The organism is Pantanalinema rosaneae CENA516 (assembly GCF_050753385.1).
GTDB lineage: Bacteria > Cyanobacteriota > Cyanobacteriia > Leptolyngbyales > Leptolyngbyaceae > Pantanalinema > Pantanalinema rosaneae.
Window position 1 is genome coordinate 48,769 of record NZ_JBLZFZ010000031.1, and the last position, 21,440, is coordinate 70,208.

General features: G+C 51.7%; 12 protein-coding genes. 7 read left to right on the top strand and 5 right to left on the bottom strand.

Translation table 11 applies throughout. The features are described 5' to 3' along the window. Positions 1-15 precede the first annotated feature (15 nt). Positions 16-2,121: a glycogen debranching protein GlgX gene (gene glgX, locus ACN4EK_RS18125; RefSeq protein WP_431659498.1), complete on the bottom strand. Its 2,106-nt coding sequence runs from the start codon at positions 2,119-2,121 to the stop codon at positions 16-18. A gap of 420 nt (positions 2,122-2,541) precedes the next feature. On the opposite strand from glgX, the gene ACN4EK_RS18130 reads away from it, so the two are divergent. After that, complete coding sequence (locus tag ACN4EK_RS18130; RefSeq protein WP_431659500.1) at positions 2,542-2,934, top strand: hypothetical protein; 393 nt, start codon at positions 2,542-2,544, stop codon at positions 2,932-2,934. On the opposite strand, the gene hisD is transcribed toward ACN4EK_RS18130, so the two are convergent. Continuing rightward, complete coding sequence (hisD, locus tag ACN4EK_RS18135; protein WP_431659501.1) at positions 2,887-4,203, bottom strand: histidinol dehydrogenase; 1,317 nt, start codon at positions 4,201-4,203, stop codon at positions 2,887-2,889. The two genes, ACN4EK_RS18130 and hisD, sit on opposite strands and share 48 nt — an antisense overlap. A gap of 222 nt (positions 4,204-4,425) precedes the next feature. Between hisD and rpsT the strand changes: the two genes are divergently transcribed. The 5 genes from rpsT (at position 4,426) to ACN4EK_RS18160 (ending at position 15,469) form a co-directional block, all read left to right on the top strand. Then, entirely contained in the window at positions 4,426-4,731 is a 306-nt protein-coding gene (rpsT, locus tag ACN4EK_RS18140) for a 30S ribosomal protein S20 (protein WP_431659503.1), read from the top strand. Between the two features lie 120 nt (positions 4,732-4,851). Then, entirely contained in the window at positions 4,852-5,655 is an 804-nt protein-coding gene (locus ACN4EK_RS18145) for a TatD family hydrolase (RefSeq protein ID WP_431659504.1), read from the top strand. A gap of 421 nt (positions 5,656-6,076) precedes the next feature. Further along, positions 6,077-9,376 (top strand): DNA-directed RNA polymerase subunit beta, encoded by a 3,300-nt coding sequence (rpoB, locus tag ACN4EK_RS18150; RefSeq protein ID WP_431659505.1) that lies wholly within the window; start codon positions 6,077-6,079, stop codon positions 9,374-9,376. 105 nt (positions 9,377-9,481) lie between these two features. After that, positions 9,482-11,350, top strand: a complete 1,869-nt coding sequence (locus tag ACN4EK_RS18155) for a DNA-directed RNA polymerase subunit gamma (protein ID WP_431659506.1) — start codon at positions 9,482-9,484, stop codon at positions 11,348-11,350. A gap of 132 nt (positions 11,351-11,482) precedes the next feature. Continuing rightward, the gene (locus ACN4EK_RS18160) at positions 11,483-15,469 is read left to right on the top strand and encodes a DNA-directed RNA polymerase subunit beta' (protein WP_431659508.1); all 3,987 of its coding nucleotides are present in this window, start codon (positions 11,483-11,485) and stop codon (positions 15,467-15,469) included. 64 nt (positions 15,470-15,533) lie between these two features. Here the strand turns inward: ACN4EK_RS18160 and ACN4EK_RS18165 are convergent, their stop codons facing one another. Further along, entirely contained in the window at positions 15,534-16,097 is a 564-nt protein-coding gene (locus ACN4EK_RS18165) for a TFIIB-type zinc ribbon-containing protein (RefSeq protein WP_431659509.1), read from the bottom strand. Positions 16,098-16,132: 35 nt separating this feature from the next. Continuing rightward, a complete protein-coding gene (patD, locus tag ACN4EK_RS18170) occupies positions 16,133-16,567 on the bottom strand; it encodes a heterocyst frequency control protein PatD (protein WP_431659510.1) in 435 nt (144 codons plus the stop codon). 398 nt (positions 16,568-16,965) lie between these two features. Between patD and ACN4EK_RS18175 the strand changes: the two genes are divergently transcribed. After that, positions 16,966-19,221 carry a RelA/SpoT family protein gene (locus ACN4EK_RS18175; protein ID WP_431659511.1) on the top strand — a complete coding sequence of 752 codons (2,256 nt, stop codon included), beginning with the start codon at positions 16,966-16,968 and terminating at the stop codon, positions 19,219-19,221. On the opposite strand, the gene ureC is transcribed toward ACN4EK_RS18175, so the two are convergent. Beyond that, positions 19,218-20,927, bottom strand: coding sequence for an urease subunit alpha (ureC, locus tag ACN4EK_RS18180; protein WP_431659513.1), 1,710 nt, complete (start codon positions 20,925-20,927; stop codon positions 19,218-19,220). The genes ACN4EK_RS18175 and ureC overlap by 4 nt on opposite strands. Between the last annotated feature and the right edge of the window lie 513 nt (positions 20,928-21,440).

Below are 21,440 nucleotides of genomic sequence, written 5' to 3' on the forward strand. Positions count from 1 at the left end.
TGTCCTCTTCGATATTTACCGAACCATTAACACTACAGACGATCGCGACCCCACTGTGTAATAGCCTTGATGAACAACGGGTGCTGCTTCTGGACTACAGAAATCATCGGGGGACGATCGGGCGGTATCCACAATCCGACACCAGACCTCACCATGCCCTAGTGGTGGCAATTCAAACGTGAGGGGTTCCCAATAGGCATTCAAAATAATATGCAGTTGTTCCTCAGCTTTAGGATGCCGCAGGGTAAAGGCCAGACTATGGGAATGGTCACTCCAGTCCGGCTGTCCTAATTTCACCCCATGCCAAACGATATGCGGTTCCTGGCTGGCATAGGTGACGGTGAGAATCTTCTCATGTTGAAACAATTCCAGCCCTTGAGTAAACCAGATCAACGCTTTGACAAACCGTAGGAGATCTGTCTGGTTGTCTACACTATGCCAGTGAAACCAACTAATTTCACTGTCTTGACAATAGGCATTGTTATTGCCCTGTTGAGTCCGGCGCACCTCATCGCCCATTAGTAGCATCGGTGTGCCTTGAGAAAACAGCAGAATCGTGTAGAAGTTTTTAATTTGCCGTAACCGTAAGGCATCGATCGCGGGATCATTGGTTGCCCCTTCTACCCCGCAGTTCCAACTATGATTATCGTTGCCGCCATCCCGACTATTTTCGTTATTCGCCTCATTGTGCTTCTCGTTGTAGGAGACTAAATCATTCAGCGTGAAGCCATCATGGCAAGTAACAAAATTAATACTGCGATTCGGTTCGCGATCGGGTTGGGGATAAATATCGGGACTGCCCATAATTCGGGCGGCTAAGGTTTTCACCATGCCGGGATCGCCTTTGACGAACCGCCGCACATCATCCCGAAACGGCCCATTCCATTCCGCAAAGCGATCGGCCACCGGAAATGACCCCACCTGATACAGCCCCGCCGCATCCCAGGCTTCGGCAATAATCTTGGCATTGACTAAAACTGGATCCGCCTCAATCATCCATAAAATCGGTGGATCCTCTAGAGGATGTCCGGTTTGGCTACGGGACAGCACCGATGCCAGATCAAACCGAAACCCATCGACGTGCATTTCGGCAACCCAATAGCGCAGCGAATCCAGAATCATCCGTCCCACCACATGATGATTGGCTTTGAGGGTATTGCCACAGCCACTATAGTTACTGTAGTGAATCTGATCCGGTTCCAGAATGTAATAGGCGCGGTTCGCTAACCCTTTAAACGACAGAGTGGGGCCGGTGTGATCGCCTTCCGCCGTATGGTTAAACACCACATCCAGGATCACTTCAATGCCCGCTTTATGGAGAGCCTTGACCATATCCCGAAATTCGATCACTGGCCCAAGGGGATCACGGCGGGAACTATACTGAGCATGGGGCGCAAAGAATGCGATCGTGCTATAGCCCCAATAGTTTGTTAGTCCCGGTTTGACATCCTGTTCATCGAACTGATGTACTGGTAATAATTCAACGGCAGTTACACCCAATTCTTTCAAATAGGGAATTTTTTCCACCAATCCGGCATACGTGCCGCGTTTGTCGGCAGCGACCCCCGAACTCGGATCGCGGGTAAACCCACCCACATGCATTTCATAAATTACCGTTTTGGCATACGGGTTCCGAATCGGTAAATCACTCTCCCAGTCATAGGTCGTGCTTTGTAAATGGCGGGGCACATCAGCCTCCCAGTTATAAATACTGGAGGCAAACACCACTCCCCGTAGGGCATGGGCACAGTTATCGCCGGGATAGATGGCAGCTTCCCGATCGTAGTTCTCCCAATTCACCACCGCGCGGGTATAGGGATCCAGGAGTACCTTGCTGCCATCAAACCGCATCCCTTCTTCGGGAATAAACGGCCCATGCGCCCGATAGGCATACACCTGCCCGGAACCAATCCCACCCACAAACACATGCCAGTAGTAAAACGTCCGGTGAACTTTTGGATCGAGTTGAATCACTCGCGCGGGTTTGGGAGCCGTGGGTTCATCAAACAGCAACAACTCCATTGCCGTCGCATATTTGGCATAAATGCAAAAATTTACCCCTCCCGATCGCACCGTTGCCCCGATCGGAAAACTGAAACCGGGCAAAATCTCTTCATGCATCCTGTCCCACCTCGCGCACTGTAACTCTGAACTCTACTGTTCAGCGACTCAGTTCCTTATAACACTTCCATCCAAGTCGATGATGCTTTTTCCGGTCGAGATAGGATTAGGCGATCGCTCTTAGAAATAGGAATTAAATAAATCTGCATCTTTCAGTACGGGCGCGGCATTCGGCAGAGATTTCTGGGGCAACGGCAAGGACTTTTTACCGAATGCCACGCCCCTACGCAAAACTACACCTTAATAAATCTACAATCCTTAACAAGACTCCAGCGATCGTTGGAGCAAAACCTACCAGATTATTTTTGAAAGTTAAATTCTTACCAGCAAACAACCAGTACCAAACTTTACGACTACTTTCCCACTCAAGTATCATCGCGCTTCTACACTGGAATAGCACTCTCGGAAATTTTTGACCGTATGCTTGGTACATTTCAGCAAAGCAGCCTCCGGATTGAGATCAATGCCACGGAACAGGCACTACGCGACAGCCTGCTACGCCCTCACCAACTCCGCCAATGGCTACCCCAAAAACTGTCCGATGGCTTACCGGAAGAACTACACGTAGGAACAACCTTTACCAGTTGGCTTGGCCCGATCGCCGTCCAGCATCAGGTCGATCGAGTAGACTCGACCTGCCTGCGGTTTCTGTTAAGTCAGGGAATCGATGGCTTTCATGAGTGGCATTGGGGCGAGGGCTGGATTCAGTCTCGCCTGGAAGGAGTTTCCCTCCTGCCACTCAATTTAGGACAGACCTTCAGCCTGTTACGTCTCCGGCAATTCCTGACTACCCCGCACTCGGAAGCGAACTGATGCCGCATGGGACGGTAAGCCTTCGGCGGTCGCCAGCGTTTCGATCGCCGAAGCCACCTTTTGCAGGGCTGTATGGGAGTATTGGATCAAGCTGGAGTGTTTCAAGAAGGTTTCCACCCCCAACGCCGACGCATACCGAGCGGCTCCCGAAGTCGGTAACGTGTGATTCGGACCTGCCAGATAATCACCGACGGCTTCCGGAGTTGAGGAACCCAGGAAGATCGCTCCCGCATGGCGAATTTTATCGAGCAGATCCCAGGGTTCAGTAATCTCTAGCTCTAAGTGTTCTGGGGCAAACTCATTCGAGAGTTCCGCCGCCTCATCCAGAGATTCCACAACCACGACCAGACCATAGTGAGCGATCGCCTTCTCGGTCAGGATCCGGCGGGGATGATCGACCAATTGCCGTTCCACCTCATCCACTACCTTACGCGCCAGCACTGAATCATCGGTCAGCAAAATCGAGGCTGCCATCTGATCGTGTTCTGCCTGCGCCAGCATATCGGCAGCGACATAGGTGGGGTTGGCAGACTTATCGGCAATAATCAGCACTTCGGATGGTCCCGCTAAGGAATCAATCCCCACGGTGCCGTAGACAAGTTTCTTCGCCAGCGTCACATAGATATTGCCAGGACCCGTGATCACATCAACCTTAGGTACCGTTTCGGTTCCATAGGCTAATGCCCCGATCGCCTGTGCCCCACCAATCCGGTAAATCTCTTCAATGCCAGCTTCCTGTGCCGCCACGAGTACGGCAGGAGTCACCCCCTTATCCGCACTGGGTGGAGTCATCATGACAATGCGAGGTACCCCTGCCACCTTTGCGGGAATGGCATTCATCAGGACGGTACTCGGGTAAGCCGCTTGCCCACCAGGAACATAGATACCGGCGCGATCGACCGGAGTGTAGCGTTTGCCTAAAACCACCTCATCATCCCCAAACTGTACCCAACTTTTGGGAATGCGCTGGCGATGGAAGGCTTCGATCTGGCGGCAGGCAAGTTGGATCGCATTCAGGAGTTCCTTCGGAACCTGCTGATAGGCCGCATCCATTTCAGAGCCGCTAACTCGCAACTCTTCTGCCTTCAGGTCAAGATGATCAAATTCAGATGTGTAATGCAGGAGAGCATGATCCCCTTGACGCTTGACTGCCTGAAGCACTTCCCGCACGGTCGCTTCTTTATGAATCACTTGATCGTCATGGGTGCGATCGCAAATGCGTCGCAGTTCAGTTCGTGCCTCAGCCCGCTGAGTGATAATTCGCAGCATGGAGTCGGAATGCCAATCTTACGGAGTTGCTCAGTCGAGAACAATTCTCAGGGGGGTTCTGACAATAGCTAATATTCAGATGCGCCCGTTCTCGGTTTACTCTAGCTTAACCTGGATTCAAGCGGGATCGCGTTGTTCGGGAAAATAGGTGCTATAGTAATTTATCTAGCATTTAGTGCATTTGTCCGATAGAGTTCAATAGGTAGAGTTTCGAGATTTCCTGTGGCTAACATCAAGTCTGCCATCAAGCGTGTCAAAATCGCTGAGCGCAACCGTCTTCGTAATAAGAGTTACAAGTCCGCTGTGAGAACGCTGATGAAGCGGTATTTCGCAGCCGTTAGTTCCTATGCCGCCAATCCCACCTCTGAGCAAATGCAAGCTGTTCAGAGTGCAATGGCAAGTGCATATAGCAAGATCGACAAAGCTGTCAAGAAGGGTGTATTACATCCCAATAATGGCGCTCGCAAAAAGTCTCGGCTAGCAAGAGCATTGAAACAACACGACGCTCCTCAAGCAGTAGCCTCGTAGCGACGGTTAGTAGTCCAGTAATTCGGGATGGATGAAGCAGATGCACGATTCTTATCGACGGCTTTCTGCCAAATTCCCTCCTCAGTTCTCTAAACTCCTAACCTGAAGTAATCAATTCTCATGCAGTTGATAGACACCCACGTTCATATCAACTTTGATGCCTTTCAACCTGATCTGGAGGCAGTTGCTCAGCGTTGGCGTGAAGCTGGAGTCGTCCGGCTAGTTCACTCTTGTGTTGAGCCTGCTGAATTTCAGGGTATTCGATCGCTTGCAGATCGATTCCCAGAATTGTCCTTTGCGGTTGGACTGCATCCCCTGGATGTTCATAATCGATGGACATCCACTTCTGCGTCGGAAATTTTGGCTCTAGCTCAGTCTGATCCACGGGTCGTCGCTATTGGCGAAACGGGCTTGGACTTCTTTAAAGCGACGAATCAATCCCAGCAAATCGCCGCCTTCACTGCCCAACTGACGATCGCTCGTCAGCTCAATCGACCTGTGATTATTCACTGTCGGGAGGCAGCGGCACCAATGGCGGTCTTGCTACGCGACTTCTGGCAACAACATGGGGCTGTAAAAGGGGTGATGCATTGCTGGAGCGGTACCCCCGAGGAAACTCAGTGGTTTCTCGATTTAGGGTTCTATATTAGCTTTAGTGGCATTGTTACTTTTAAGAGTGCTGTTTCAGTTCAAGAGTCTGCCCGGATTGTTCCCAGCGATCGCCTACTGATTGAAACGGATTGTCCCTTTTTATCTCCCGTTCCTAAACGGGGTGAGAAGCGGAATGAGCCGTCCTACGTGCGTTATGTCGCAGAACAGGTGGCAAAGTTGCGGCAAGTTGCGATCGCAGATTTAGCGGCTCAAACCACTGAAAATGCCTGTCGGCTGTTTAGTTTAGCCATTCCTCAGGAGGTCGCTGCCTAAGTACGCTTGACTGATTCTTAGATCTTTGCTAGCAATTAAGCCACCATAAGCGCATCCTTAGGTCATAATGGATAGAGCAAACTTTAAAAGTAACCGGAATGTCCAGTTTCACGATCAACTATAGTTGGGCTCTCACTCTACGAAGGTGATTTTTTGTTACACGCCGTAGACTAGCCGGGATGATAGGTCTGGCTGGGTTCTAATAGATCAAACGATAAGCCGTCAGTTGGCTTAAGTAGCTCCAAGGTTGATTTCTAGTAACGGGAGAGTGTCCTACGTCGTTGAAGTGTTTATTCTGGTAAATCGTTAGTTGGGCTGCCTAGATTCAACCTAGAATCTACGCAGCCTTGTGTTGACTTGTGCCCATAAATTTTGTACAATCCCCTGCTTGCGCTGGGCGTAACCCTTCCGAAGGAGACGCATGACTGAGCAAATCTATTCCACACCCGCTTTCACTTTACCAGACCTGGTTGAGATTCAGCGGGCAAGCTTCCGCTGGTTTCTCGAAGAAGGTCTGATCGAGGAACTGGATAGCTTTTCGCCAATCACTGACTATACGGGCAAGCTAGAACTTCACTTTATTGGTAAAGACTACAAGCTAAAACGCCCGAAATATGACGTGGACGAAGCGAAGCGGCGTGATAGTACCTATGCAGTTCAGATGTATGTTCCGACCCGATTGATCAATAAAGAAACCGGGGAAATTAAGGAACAAGAGGTGTTTATTGGCGATCTGCCGTTGATGACCGATCGCGGTACGTTCATTATTAATGGGGCGGAACGGGTGATCGTGAATCAGATCGTCCGCAGTCCTGGGGTTTACTACAAGTCAGAAACCGACAAAAACGGACGACGGACTTATAATGCCAGTCTGATTCCGAACCGAGGTGCCTGGTTAAAGTTTGAAACTGACAAGAATGACTTGGTCTGGGTACGGATTGATAAAACCCGCAAACTCTCGGCTCAGGTCTTGCTGAAAGCGCTGGGTCTGACGGACGGGGAAATCTTTGATGCGTTGCGTCATCCGGAGTACTTCCAGAAAACGATCGAGAAAGAAGGGCAGTATGGTGAAGAAGAAGCCCTAATGGAACTGTACCGGAAGTTGCGTCCCGGTGAACCTCCTACCGTCTCTGGGGGTCAACAACTCCTGGATTCGCGCTTCTTTGATCCCAAACGCTATGACTTGGGTAAAGTCGGACGCTATAAACTGAACCGGAAATTGCGGTTGAATGTGCCTGATAGTGTGCGTGTTCTCACCCCACAAGACATTCTGGCGGCGATCGACTATCTGATTAACCTGGAATTTGACATCGGCTCGATCGATGACATTGACCACTTAGGAAATCGCCGGGTGCGATCGGTGGGTGAACTGTTGCAAAACCAGGTGCGGGTCGGTCTGAACCGTCTGGAACGGATTATTCGGGAACGGATGACCGTCTCGGATGCCGATGCCCTGACTCCGGCTTCGCTGGTGAACCCCAAACCCCTGGTTGCCGCTATTAAGGAATTCTTCGGTTCCTCCCAGCTCTCCCAGTTCATGGATCAAACCAATCCACTGGCGGAACTGACCCACAAACGGCGGTTAAGTGCCCTGGGTCCGGGTGGTCTAACGCGGGAACGGGCTGGCTTTGCGGTGCGGGATATTCACCCCTCCCACTATGGACGGATTTGCCCGATCGAAACGCCTGAAGGTCCCAACGCGGGTCTGATCGGTTCCCTGGCTACCCATGCCCGGGTGAATGCCTATGGATTTATCGAAACTCCGTTTTATCGGGTCGAAAATGGGCGGGTGCTGAAAGAACAGGCTCCCCTCTATATGACGGCTGATGAAGAGGATGATCTGCGGGTGGCTCCGGGTGATATCCCGATGGATGAAAACGGTTACATTCAGGGTGAACAAGTGCCTGTACGCTATCGTCAGGACTTCACTACCACCACGCCAACGGAAGTAGACTATGTTGCGGTTTCCCCAGTCCAGATTATTTCTGTAGCGACCTCATTAATTCCGTTCCTGGAGCATGATGATGCCAACCGGGCACTGATGGGATCAAACATGCAACGGCAGGCGGTGCCGTTACTGCGTCCAGAGCGTCCCCTGGTTGGTACAGGTCTAGAGGCTCAAGCCGCCCGTGACTCTGGGATGGTGATTGTCACCCGCACCGATGGGGAAGTCACCTATGTCTCTGCCGATCGCATCCGGGTGAAGGATCCGAACGGCAAGGAACATGAATACCAGTTACAGAAGTATCAACGGTCTAACCAGGACACCTGTTTGAACCAACGCCCGATCGTGGTGCTAGGAGAACGGGTACGCGCCGGACAGGTGATGGCAGATGGTTCAGCCACTGAACAGGGCGAATTAGCTCTGGGACAGAATATCCTGGTCGCTTACATGCCCTGGGAAGGCTACAACTACGAGGATGCCATCCTGATTAGTGAGCGATTGGTGTTTGACGATGTCTATACGTCCATTCACATTGAGAAGTACGAGATCGAAGCCCGTCAAACCAAGCTCGGGCCCGAAGAGATCACGCGGGAAATTCCTAACGTGGGGGAAGATGCCCTGCGGCAACTGGATGAAACCGGGATTATCCGAATTGGAGCCTGGGTGGAACAGGGCGACATCCTGGTAGGTAAAGTCACGCCGAAAGGGGAATCTGACCAACCCCCGGAAGAAAAACTGTTGCGAGCCATCTTTGGTGAAAAAGCCAGAGATGTGCGGGATAACTCCCTGCGTGTCCCTAACGGCGAAAAAGGTCGGGTGGTAGACGTGCGGGTGTTCACTCGGGAGCAGGGTGATGAACTCCCTCCTGGTGCCAACATGGTCGTGCGGGTCTACGTGGCTCAAAAACGCAAGATCCAGGTGGGCGACAAGATGGCGGGTCGTCACGGCAATAAGGGGATTATTTCCCGGATTCTGCCCGTGGAAGACATGCCCTATCTGCCCGACGGCACTCCGGTTGACATTGTCTTGAATCCATTGGGTGTGCCTTCCCGGATGAATGTGGGTCAAGTTTATGAATGCCTGCTAGGTTGGGCAGCGGAAAACCTGAATGTCCGGTTCAAAGTGATTCCCTTTGATGAAATGCATGGGGAAGAAAAATCGCGGGAAACGGTACATGGCAAGCTGCTAGAGTCGCGGGAAGAAAACGAGAAAGACTGGCTGTTTGACCATACCGATCCGGGCAAGATTCAGGTATTTGACGGACGAACTGGAGAACCCTTCGATCGCCCAGTGACGATCGGCAAGGCGTATATGCTGAAGCTGGTTCACCTGGTGGACGATAAGATCCACGCTCGCTCGACGGGACCGTACTCGCTGGTGACACAGCAACCTCTGGGTGGTAAAGCTCAACAGGGTGGACAGCGATTTGGCGAAATGGAAGTGTGGGCACTGGAAGCCTTTGGGGCAGCCTATACCCTGCAAGAACTCCTGACCGTCAAATCGGATGACATGCAAGGACGGAATGAAGCGCTGAATGCGATCGTCAAGGGTAAAGCGATCCCCAGACCGGGAACGCCGGAATCCTTCAAGGTGTTGATGCGAGAACTTCAGTCCCTCTGTCTGGATGTCGCCGTTCACAAACTGGATACCCGTGAGGATGGCACCAGTCGCGATAGTGAAGTTGATTTGATGGCTGATGTCAACATCCGCCGCGCTCCATCTAGACCCACCTATGAATCCATTTCCAGAGATGAAATGGACGATAGCGACGACTAGGTAGGACTCAGGCTCAGGTCTAGGAGCGGATCAGAGATAATCTCCGCCTCCTAGACCACCTCCATCAACAATGTTTGGCCAAAGCAGAAGAAGGAAGTACACACGATGCCAAAGCTAGAGCAGCGGTTTGACTATGTAAAGATTGGGCTGGCATCTCCAGAACGGATTCGGCAGTGGGGTGAGCGGACGTTACCGAACGGTCAGGTAGTGGGTGAAGTCACCAAACCTGAAACCATTAACTACCGAACGCTAAAGCCGGAAATGGATGGGCTGTTCTGTGAGCGGATTTTTGGGCCGGCAAAGGATTGGGAGTGCCACTGCGGTAAATACAAGCGGGTGCGGCACCGGGGGATTGTATGTGAACGCTGCGGCGTGGAAGTTACGGAATCCCGAGTGCGTCGCCATCGCATGGGCTACATTAAGCTGGCGGCTCCGGTAGCTCACGTCTGGTATCTCAAAGGGATTCCTAGCTACATGGCAATCCTGCTCGATATGCCATTGCGGGATGTGGAGCAGATTGTTTACTTCAACGCTTATGTGGTGTTGAGTCCTGGAAATGCGGACTATCTTACCTATAAGCAACTGCTGACTGAAGATCAGTGGATCGAGATTGAAGATCAGCTTTACAGTGAAGACTCGCAACTGACTGGCGTGGAAGTGGGGATTGGTGCCGAAGCCTTGCAACGGCTCCTCCAAGATATTGATCTGGAGAAGGAAGCCGAACAACTGCGGGAAGACATTGCCACGTCCAAGGGACAAAAGCGGGCGAAGCTGATCAAACGCCTGCGGGTGATTGATAACTTCATCGCCACGGGATCCCAACCCGATTGGATGGTGCTCACCGTGATTCCAGTGATTCCTCCTGATCTGCGCCCCATGGTGCAGCTGGATGGGGGTCGCTTTGCCACCTCTGACTTGAATGACTTGTATCGCCGTGTGATCAACCGGAACAACCGTTTGGCACGTCTGCAAGAAATCCTGGCTCCAGAGATCATCGTCCGGAACGAAAAACGGATGCTTCAGGAAGCGGTGGATGCGCTGATTGATAACGGTCGGCGGGGTCGGACTGTAGTAGGAGCGAATAACCGTCCCCTGAAATCGCTGTCAGACATTATTGAAGGGAAACAGGGACGCTTCCGGCAAAACCTGCTCGGGAAACGGGTGGACTACTCTGGTCGTTCCGTGATCGTCGTGGGGCCAAAACTGAAGATTCATCAGTGTGGACTACCTCGCGAAATGGCGATCGAACTGTTCCAGCCCTTTGTAATCCACCGTTTGATTCGGCAAGGATTGGTCAACAACATCAAAGCCGCGAAGAAACTGATTCAACGCAACGATCCGATCGTTTGGGATGTGCTGGAAGAAGTGATCGAAGGTCACCCGGTAATGCTGAACCGGGCACCTACCCTGCACCGTTTGGGGATTCAAGCCTTTGAACCGATTCTGGTGGAAGGTCGAGCGATTCAACTGCATCCTCTGGTCTGTCCTGCCTTTAACGCGGACTTTGATGGGGACCAAATGGCGGTTCACGTCCCACTCTCGATCGAATCCCAGGCAGAGGCTCGATTGCTGATGTTGGCATCCAACAACATTCTGTCTCCGGCGACCGGTCGCCCGATTATTACACCCAGCCAAGATATGGTACTCGGGTGCTATTACCTGACCGCCGACAATCCCAATGCCCACAAGGGCGCGGGGCGTTACTTCGCTAACCTGGAAGATGCCATTACAGCTTACGAACAGGAGCAGGTCGATCTCCATGCTTTAGTTTGGGTACGGTTTAACGGCAAGGTGGAACCGGAAGACACGGAAGTCTTGCAAGAGGAAACTGGCTCGGATGGGAGTATTACCCGGACTTACAAGTCACGTCGGGTGCGATTAGATGCCGATGGACAGATAATTTCCCAATACATTCAAACCACTCCGGGACGAATTATTTACAACAAGACGGTTCACGATGCCTTAGCGGGCTAGGACAAGCTTACGGATTCGGAGGTGAGAGTTTGGGGGCTTGAGCGATGCCCAACCGCCCAACTCTCACGGTTTATCGACATCGCGCGGTTTAACGCGATCCAACGTCAATTTATGGCAGAGGCGGGGTAAGTAATGGCAGAGCAAGAAAATCAACCAATTTTTCGCAATCGGGTTGTTGATAAAGGTCAGTTAAGACAGCTAATTTCCTGGGCATTTACCAACTATGGCACTGCCCGTACCGCTCAGGTGGCGGATTTGCTCAAGGATCTGGGCTTCCGGTTTGCAACGCGTGCCGGGGTGTCGATTAGTGTGGATGACCTCCAGATTCCGCCCACCAAACGCGAATTATTGGAAGCTGCCGAAGAAACGATTCGGGAAACAGAAGAACGATATACCCGAGGCGAAATTACGGAAGTAGAACGGTTCCAGAAGGTGATTGATACCTGGAATGGGACCAGTGAGGAATTAAAAGATGAGGTGGTACGCCACTTCCGATCGAATAATCCGCTCAACTCGGTGTATATGATGGCGTTCTCCGGTGCCCGGGGGAATATCTCCCAGGTGCGTCAGTTGGTAGGGATGCGGGGTCTGATGGCAGATCCGCAAGGGGAAATTATTGACCTGCCAATTAAAACCAACTTCCGGGAAGGTTTAACAGTTACGGAATACATTATCTCGTCCTACGGGGCGCGTAAAGGACTGGTAGACACGGCGCTGCGGACGGCTGACTCCGGTTATCTCACCCGTCGTTTGGTGGACGTGTCCCAGGATGTGATCATCCGGGAAATTGATTGCGGTACGGTACGCGGTATTCCCCTCCGGAGTATGAAAGATGGCGATCGCACCCTGATTAAACTGAAAACTCGCCTGTTGGGTCGGGTCGTTGCTGCCGATGTAATTCATCCCGAAACGGGGGAACTGATTGCCCCCCGGAATCAGCCTGTCTCGGATGAACTAGCTGAGGTGATTGATAGTGCTGGGGTAGAAGAGGTGATGGTGCGATCGCCCCTTACCTGTGAAGCGACTCGTTCTGTCTGCCAACACTGCTACGGCTGGAGTTTGGCTCATGCCAAGATGGTGGATATCGGGGAAGCAGTGGGAATTATTGCTGCCCAGTCGATCGGGGAACCGGGAACCCAGCTCACCATGCGTACCTTCCACACGGGAGGGGTATTTACCGGAGAAATGGCGCGCCAGGAACGGGCAAACTTTGAGGGCACCATTCGCTTCCCGAAAAAACTCAGAACCCGTGCCTTCCGGACTCGCCACGGGGAAGATGCCTTAGTGGTAGACTCCGTCGCCAGTACCGAAGTTATTTTGGAAGGGACGGATGGACGGCAACAACCCTTCTCCATCTCCCAGGGCAGTACCTTGTTGGTACGAGATGGACAAAAGGTTAAAGCCGGACAAATTTTGGCAGAAGTGCCGCTGACCGGTCGTGCCCGCAAGACGACAGAAAAAGCAGCGAAAGACGTGGCATCCGACATCGCGGGTGAAGTCCGATTTGCCGATCTGGTTCCGGAAGAGAAGAAAGACCGACAAGGGAACACGACTCGGATCGCTCAACGCGGTGGTCTGCTCTGGATTCTGTCTGGGGAAGTGTATAACCTACCACCGGGTGCAGAACCGGTGGTTAAGAACGGGGATAGTGTCACTACGGGTGGAGTGATTGCGGAAACCAAACTTGTCACCGAACATGGTGGGATTGTCCGGTTACCGCAGGAAACTGAAGGAAAAGGTGGGCGTGAGGTAGAAATTATCACGGCTTCTGTGTTGCTGGATCAAGCTAGAGTGCGAAGTGAAAGCCACCAGGGACGCGACCAATACCTGATTGAAACCAACTACAACCAATTGTTCTCCCTCAAGGCGACTCCTGGCACGAAGGTCACAAATGGTCAGGTTGTGGCGGAGTTGATCGACGATCGCTACCATACCCAAACCGGGGGCATCATCAAATACTCTGGGGTGGAAGTTGCCAAGCGGGGCAAAGCCAAACAGGGCTATGAGGTTGTCAAAGGCGGGACTCTCCTCTGGATTCCGGAAGAAGCCCATGAGGTGAACAAAGACATCTCCCTGCTGATGGTCGAAGACGGTCAGTTTGTGGAAGCGGGTACTGAAGTCGTTAAGGACATCTTCTGCCAAAGCAGTGGTGTCGTTGAAGTTACCCAAAAGAATGACATTCTGCGGGAGATCGTGATCAAACCCGGCGATCTGCACATGATTGATAATCCGGATGCGATCGCAACTCGAGAAGCCTTTCTGGCTAACCCTGGTCAAGAGGTGATGCCAGGACTGGCGGCACCGGAACTGCGGTATGTCGAGTATGTCGAAAGTCCTGAAGGTCCAGCCTTGCTGCTGCGTCCAGTCGAGGAATTCCCGGTTCCCGATGAACCTTCCGTTCCCAGTCAAGAATCAACCAACGAGGAATCTGGGCGATCGATTCGGCTCCGAGCCGTACAACGGATGCCCTACAAAGATGGGGAACGGGTGAAGTCGGTTGAGGGGCTGGAATTGCTCAAAATTCAGTTAGTTCTGGAAATTGACAAAGATGCACCCCAACTCGCGGCTGATATTGAACTGGTAACAGATGAAACCGATCCAGAGGTTCTCCGCCTGCAATTGGTGATTCTAGAGTCCCTCGTGATTCGGCGCGATATTGCCGCTGATCCAACTCAGGGCAGTACCCATACCCGAGTGCTGGTGAAGGATGGCGATCAAATTGCGCCTGGTGCCGTAGTCGCCCGTACCGAAATCCAATGTAAGGAAGCGGGAGAAGTACGCGGGATTCGGGAAGGGATGGAAGCCATCCGGCGGATTCTCGTCGTGCGGGATGCGGATTTACAGACAGTGCCGACCAATGGAACACCCACCGTCAAAGTGGGGGAACTGGTGGTTGCTGGTACTGGAATCGCGGCTAACACGGTGCTGCAAGAGTCCGGGCAGGTTGTCCATGTGGGAGATAACCAAATCACCTTACGGATTGCTCGTCCCTACCGGGTATCGCCGGGTGCGGTATTGCATATTGACGATGGTGACCTGGTACAACGGGGGGATCACCTGGTATTGCTGGTATTTGAGCGGACGAAGACAGGAGACATCATTCAGGGTCTACCTCGGATTGAGGAACTCCTGGAAGCGCGGAAGCCGAAGGAAGCCTGTGTTTTAGCGGAACGTTCTGGTACTGCCCAGGTCGTTTACGACGAGGACAATGATTCCGTCGATGTGAAGGTAATCGAGGCAGATGGGGTGATCAATGAATACAACTTGACCCCCGGACAAAACTTGATTATTTCCGATAGTCAGGAGGTAGTTGCCGGGGAACGCTTAACCGATGGGCCGGCGAATCCCCACGAATTGCTGGAAATTCTATTTAAGGCAAATCGAGAAACCTTAGGGGTGCATGATGCCGCTCTCATCAGCTTGCGAGAAGTGCAAACCTTCCTGGTGAGTGAGGTGCAGTCGGTGTATCAATCTCAAGGGATTGATATTTCTGACAAACACATCGAAGTTGTCGTCCGCCAGATGACCTCGAAAGCCCGAGTGGATGATGGGGGAGACACCACGATGCTACCGGGTGAGTTAGTCGAACTGTATCAGGTAGAACAGGTAAACGAAGCCATGTCGATCACGGGTGGGGCACCGGCGGAGTATACTCCGGTTCTGCTGGGGATCACGAAGGCATCCTTGAACACAGACAGCTTTATTTCCGCCGCCAGTTTCCAAGAAACGACTCGGGTCTTAACGGAAGCCGCGATCGAAGGGAAGTCTGACTGGTTGCGTGGCTTGAAGGAAAACGTGATCATCGGTCGATTGATTCCTGCCGGAACAGGCTTTAACGCCTATGAAGAGGTGGGTAGTCCAGCCGATGTCGATCTGACCTATGACGGGGTCAGCGTGTTCGATGAAGATGCCGATCTAAAAGATGTTGTGCTCGACGATCGCACTGCTCGGGCGTATGGGTTAGATATTGAGGATCGACCCAGCTACACCTTTGGGAGTTACGGCAATCCTAGTGATGGCGATGATGATCTGTATCCACCCGCGATTCTGCCCGATGATGATGACGATCTGATTGGCGGCAGCATGGATGAGGATGACGATGTCGATGAGGATGATTAATTTTATCGTCAGAGTTTAATTTTTCATCGTCAGTCAAGGGGGGCGAGCGATCGTGCCCCCTGTTTTATTCGTGATCGAAGCGTCGCATTAAATAAGCTACCGCGAACTCGCCGTGGGGATGTTGTTCTAATGCTTCCGCTAGAGCAAGAACCTGGGTAGCTAGATCAGTACCAAGTTTGTCAAATATAGCTTGCCGTTCATGGGCAATCTGTTCCCGTTCGCGTGCTAAGGCTTGCCAACCACTGGAAAACAAGCGTTCCAGCGCTCGGTGGAGTCCAACCTGCTCCAAAATTTCCCACTCACCGCGATCGCACCAGAAGCCACCACAACTTAAACAGCGCTCCAAATAAAAGGGGGTTTTCAGACTGACCTTGGCTCGTGCCAGATAAGTACCGCACTCGGGACAAAATGCCGCTTTGGCATCGGATGGGGCAGGCTCTCCAGCTAGCTCGATCAGTTTGTCTAAAATTTCAGTATCCTTAGCGGTCTGGGGATGTTCTGCCTGCCACGTTCGATAATCGGTTGCCGGAATCCAGTCTCCCTCACACTTCGAGCAGTGTTTAACAACCAACTGTTCCATTAACGTACGATCGACTAATGCCACCGTCCGATCCTTAGGACACTGCACAGGCTCACCTCTCGATTCAGCTTTAGCAGTCCATTTTATGCCGCTCCCAACACCGCATCACAATACCGTGATAAGAGATTTAACCGATCGCGGATCTGCTGTTGCCGCTGGGCTACGGTTGCCGTCTGTCGGGCAGCTTGCAAAAACATGACATCCATCCCGAGCAGCCGCAATTGCTTATCGATTTCGACCTGAATAGCCTGTAGCCGTTGGGCGAACTGGGGATCAAGGTCAGCGATCGACTGGGGCAGCACTGCCGTTTGAAACCATGTCTGTAACTCTGAGGTCGCTGATTTGAGGGAATCTATCTCGATCGGCGAGTGAGTGAGGATGGTTTGAACTAATTCCACACGTTTTTGTAGCGCTTGATACACGGATTGGTGTGATAATGGCAACATCCCCATTGTTCGCTCTAGCCAGAGTAATAGATTGTCAAACTCAGTGAATCGTTTTAGCGGAGTATTTGCCACCAAAATTACGAATAGATGTAAAGTTTTTTGCTGGTCTTGCTAAGATGAAGGTTAACTAGAGCATTACGGCGATCAAGTAATCTGCAAATTTTGTTCCAGTCGCACTTACTTAGGGCAGACTCTTAGTACCTTAACCGATCAAACCCGTTTTCCTTCACCGATCTCACCTGCGGGGTCGGGACACGTTTTTCCCTAACCATTCGTTCTGTTTTGAGGTGACATGCCGATTCTCTGCAATGGGAGTCGAAGTTGCTTCTACCACGATTGGCATCCATAACATATCACTGGTGCGGCAGAATCAGCCAATTTGCTGTTTTGCCTTTTCCTGGTTTTCTAGTTCAATAGCCTGAATCAGTTCCAACGGCTGGTTCGAGCTTCTGATAGATCAGTGTAATCGCATGAATCTCACGGCTCCTGTCTCTTCATCCCAATTTGTTATTCCTGACTGGTTGCAGGAATGTCTGGCTACGCGGCAAGCCTCCCAGGAATGTACTGAGTCCGAAAACAGTCGGGCTGATGCCGATCTGATTTGTCGTGCTTTTGAATTTGCCTACCGCCTGCATGAAGGGCAGTATCGAGCATCGGGTGAACCCTATATTATGCATCCGGTCGCGGTAGCTGGGCTGTTACGGGATTTGGGCGGCGGCAGTGCGTTAGTGGCGGCTGGCTTCTTGCATGATGTGGTCGAAGACACGGAAATTACCCTGGAGGAACTGGAACAACGGTTCGGTAAGGAAGTGCGGTTGCTGGTTGAAGGCGTGACCAAACTCTCTAAGTTTAACTTTTCTAGCAAAACAGAGCGACAGGCAGAAAATTTTCGCCGCATGTTCCTGGCGATGGCACAGGATATTCGGGTGATCGTCGTGAAGCTGGCCGATCGCCTCCATAACATGCGAACGTTGGAACATCTTGCCGATAATAAACGGCGAATTATTGCGCTGGAAACCCGTGAAATCTTTGCTCCCCTAGCGAATCGGTTGGGGATCGGTCGGTTTAAGTGGGAACTAGAGGATCTCGCCTTCAAATATCTAGAGCCAGAATCCTACCGCGAAATTCAAGATCTGGTATCCGAAAAACGGGGCGATCGCGAGACTCGCTTGAGTAACGTAGTTGAGACATTACGGCAGCGTTTACAGCAAATTGGCATTCGGACTGCGGATATCAGTGGTCGCCCCAAGCATCTGTATGGCATCTATCAAAAGATGCAACGGCAGCAGAAAGGCTATGAAGAAATTTATGATGTGGCGGCGGTGCGGATCATCGTCCAAACCAATGAAGAATGTTATCGGGCATTAGCGATCGTGCATGACATGTTTCGTCCGATCCCCGGTCGCTTTAAGGACTATATTGGTCTCCCCAAACCAAACCGTTATCAATCCTTGCATACCGTCGTTATTGGTAACACAGGCAAACCTCTGGAAGTGCAAATCCGTACCCTGGAAATGCACCATATTGCAGAATACGGGATTGCTGCCCACTGGAAATATAAGGAGACGGGTGGTTCTAGCAATACCCAGATGTCAGGAACGGATGAAAAATTCACCTGGCTACGGCAACTGCTGGACTGGCAAAACGATCTGAAGGATGCTCAGGAATATTTAGAGAGCATCAAAGATGATTTGTTTGATAGTGAAGTCTATGTCTTCACACCCCAGGGAGATGTGGTATCGCTCGGTCGGGGGGCAACTCCGGTAGATTTTGCTTACCGCATTCATACCGAAGTCGGTAATCACTGTGCGGGAGCGCGAGTGAATGGGCGCATGGTCACGCTTGATACCCCGTTGAAGAATGGGGATATTGTGGAGATCATGACCCAGAAGAACTCCCACCCTAGCCTAGATTGGCTCAATTTTGTGGTAACTAATGGAGCCCGCAACCGGATTCGCCAATGGTATAAGCGATCGCACCGGGAGGAGAATGTGGCTCGCGGTCGGGATATGCTGGAACGCGAACTGGGTAAGAATGGCTTTGAAGCCTTGCTCAAGTCGGCTCCGATGTTAGCCACGGCAGAACGATGTAACTACCACAGTGTAGAAGATTTGCTGGCGGCTTTAGGCTATGGCGAAATTACTTTAAATCTGACGCTGAATCGGCTGCGGGAAGCGGTCAAAGCCCAACAACCGATCGCGGCTGATCCCGGAATTGTTTTACCGCCTCCGATCAAATCGTTACCGGCTCCTTCCAGCAATAACAAGTCACCGATCTGTGGGGTAGAAGGACTGCTCTATCATCTGGCAGGCTGTTGTACTCCCGTTCCGGGTGAGCCAATCTTAGGGGTAGTGACTCGTGGAAGCCGTGGCATTTCGATCCATCGCCAGGGTTGTCCCAATGTGGAACAGGTTCCCGGCGATCGCTTGGTGCCTGTCACCTGGAATGTGATGAATGAGGAGTGTGGTCGTCCTCAAACCTATCCGGTGGATATTCAGATTGAGGTGATCGATCGCGTCGGTGTCTTGAAAGATATCCTATCTCGCCTCACGGACAATACGATCAACGTCCGTAACGCCCAGGTGAAAACCTTCCCCGACCAAACCGCGATTATCGATTTAGGTATCGATATCCGCGATCACGAACAACTCGAACGCACCTTTGCCCAAATCAAAAAACTCAGCGATGTTCTTAATCTGCGCCGCTTAAGCCAAACGGAAGACTAGAACAAGAAATAGCGTTGAGCCATCGGCAGGACGGTGGCGGGTTCGCAGGTGAGGAGTTGACCATCGGCGCGAACTTCGTAGGTTTCGGGGTCTACCTCGATCGCGGGTAAGGCATCATTCAGCTTCAGATCCCGCTTGGTAATCTGGCGAGTATTGGCAACGGCAACGGCTGTTTTTTGCAGCTTCAGGCGATCGGAAATGCCCTGGTTTAAGGCTGCCTGAGACATAAAGGTGAGTGAGGTAGCCGTACAAGCACCACCATAACTAGCAAACATCGGTCGCATGTGAACGGGTTGGGGGGTGGGAATGCTGGCATTAGCATCGCCCATTTGTGCCCAGGCAATCATGCCACCTTTGAGGACTAATTCGGGTTTCACACCGAATAAAGCCGGTTTCCAGAGGCAGAGATCGGCAAGTTTGCCGACTTCGATCGACCCAACATAGTTGGCAATGCCGTGGGTAATGGCGGGATTGATCGTGTACTTGGCAACGTAGCGTTTCGCCCGGAAATTATCATTGCGATCGTTATCCTGCGGCAATGCCCCTCGCTGGACTTTCATTTTGTGTCCGGTTTGCCAGGTGCGAATGATCACCTCACCGATGCGCCCCATCGCCTGGGAATCAGAGGAGATCATGCTGAAAGCACCCAAATCATGCAGGATATCTTCGGCAGCGATCGTTTCGCGACGAATGCGGGATTCGGCAAAGGCAACATCTTCGGGAATCCCCGGATCGAGGTGATGGCACACCATCAGCATATCCAGGTGTTCATCCAATGTGTTGACGGTATAGGGGCGAGTGGGATTAGTAGACGATGGCAGCACATTCGTCTGACCGCAGACTTTAATAATGTCGGGAGCATGACCCCCTCCGGCTCCTTCGGTGTGGTAGGTATGAATGGCACGATGTTTGAATGCCGCGATCGTATTTTCCACAAATCCGGCTTCATTTAAAGTGTCGGTATGAATGGCAACTTGCACATCATAATCATCGGCAACACTGAGGCAGGTATCGATCGTGGCAGGAGTTGTCCCCCAGTCTTCATGTAGTTTTAATCCCATCGCGCCAGCTTCGATCTGTTCCCGCAACGCCTCCGGTTTAGCACTATTGCCTTTGCCCAAAAAGCCGAGATTCATCGGAAAGGCATCGGCAGCCTGCAACATGCGGTAAAGATTCCAGGGACCGGGAGTGCAGGTGGTGGCATTGGTACCGGCGGCTGGGCCTGTACCGCCTCCAATCATCGTGGTAATCCCGGCGGCGATCGCGACTTCAATTTGTTGGGGACAGATGAAGTGAATGTGGGAATCAATCCCGCCTGCGGTGACAATCATGCCTTCGCCCGCGATCGCTTCGGTTCCTGGCCCAATCACGATCGTCACGTTGTCTTGAATATAGGGATTTCCGGCTTTGCCGATCGCATGGATTTTGCCGTCCTTAATACCAATGTCAGCTTTGACAATGCCCCACCAATCCAGAATCAGGGCATTGGTAATCACAACATCAACCGCACCAGCCGCATTGGTAATTGGGGATTGCCCCATGCCATCCCGAATCACTTTGCCACCCCCGAATTTCACCTCATCGCCGTAGGTGGTGTAATCCTGTTCAACTTCGATGATTAACTCGGTATCTGCCAAACGAACCCGATCGCCGATCGTTGGCCCAAAGGTTTCGGCGTAGGCACGGCGATTCATGCGATAGCTCATAGTCAGCCCCGAATGGTTGCAGAGAAAATTTCTATTCGTTTAGTTGTACCAGAATCATCGCCGAAAAGCATCCTGATGATCAGGATGGCAAATAGAATTTACCCAAATCTGTGAGGGAATCTGGAATTACTGGTGTTCCGGATGAATAGAGGACTGGATGGCTAGAACAGGTTCGCTGGACGATCGCTCCTTGTTTCTTTTGAAAATCCTTCGAGGGGCGATCGCTGGGGCAGATGCAAAGTCACTCAGATGACATCCCAAATAAGGTCGCCTCGTATTCCCCTAAGAATCTGAAATTAGGCAGAAAGTTTCTCGCTAATCATCTTAAACGGCGTATTATGCGGAAATAATCGGCATAAGCAGAAATTTGGGATCTTAGACTGAATCATTCTGCCTATCCACCCATTTTGGGATCTTAGGCGGAAAAATTCCGTCTATTCATTGTTATGCCGCTCAGTTATTGGTTGGGACGCAACCGAAAGCTCACCTGCTGGTGTTCAAGGTTGGGCAGAA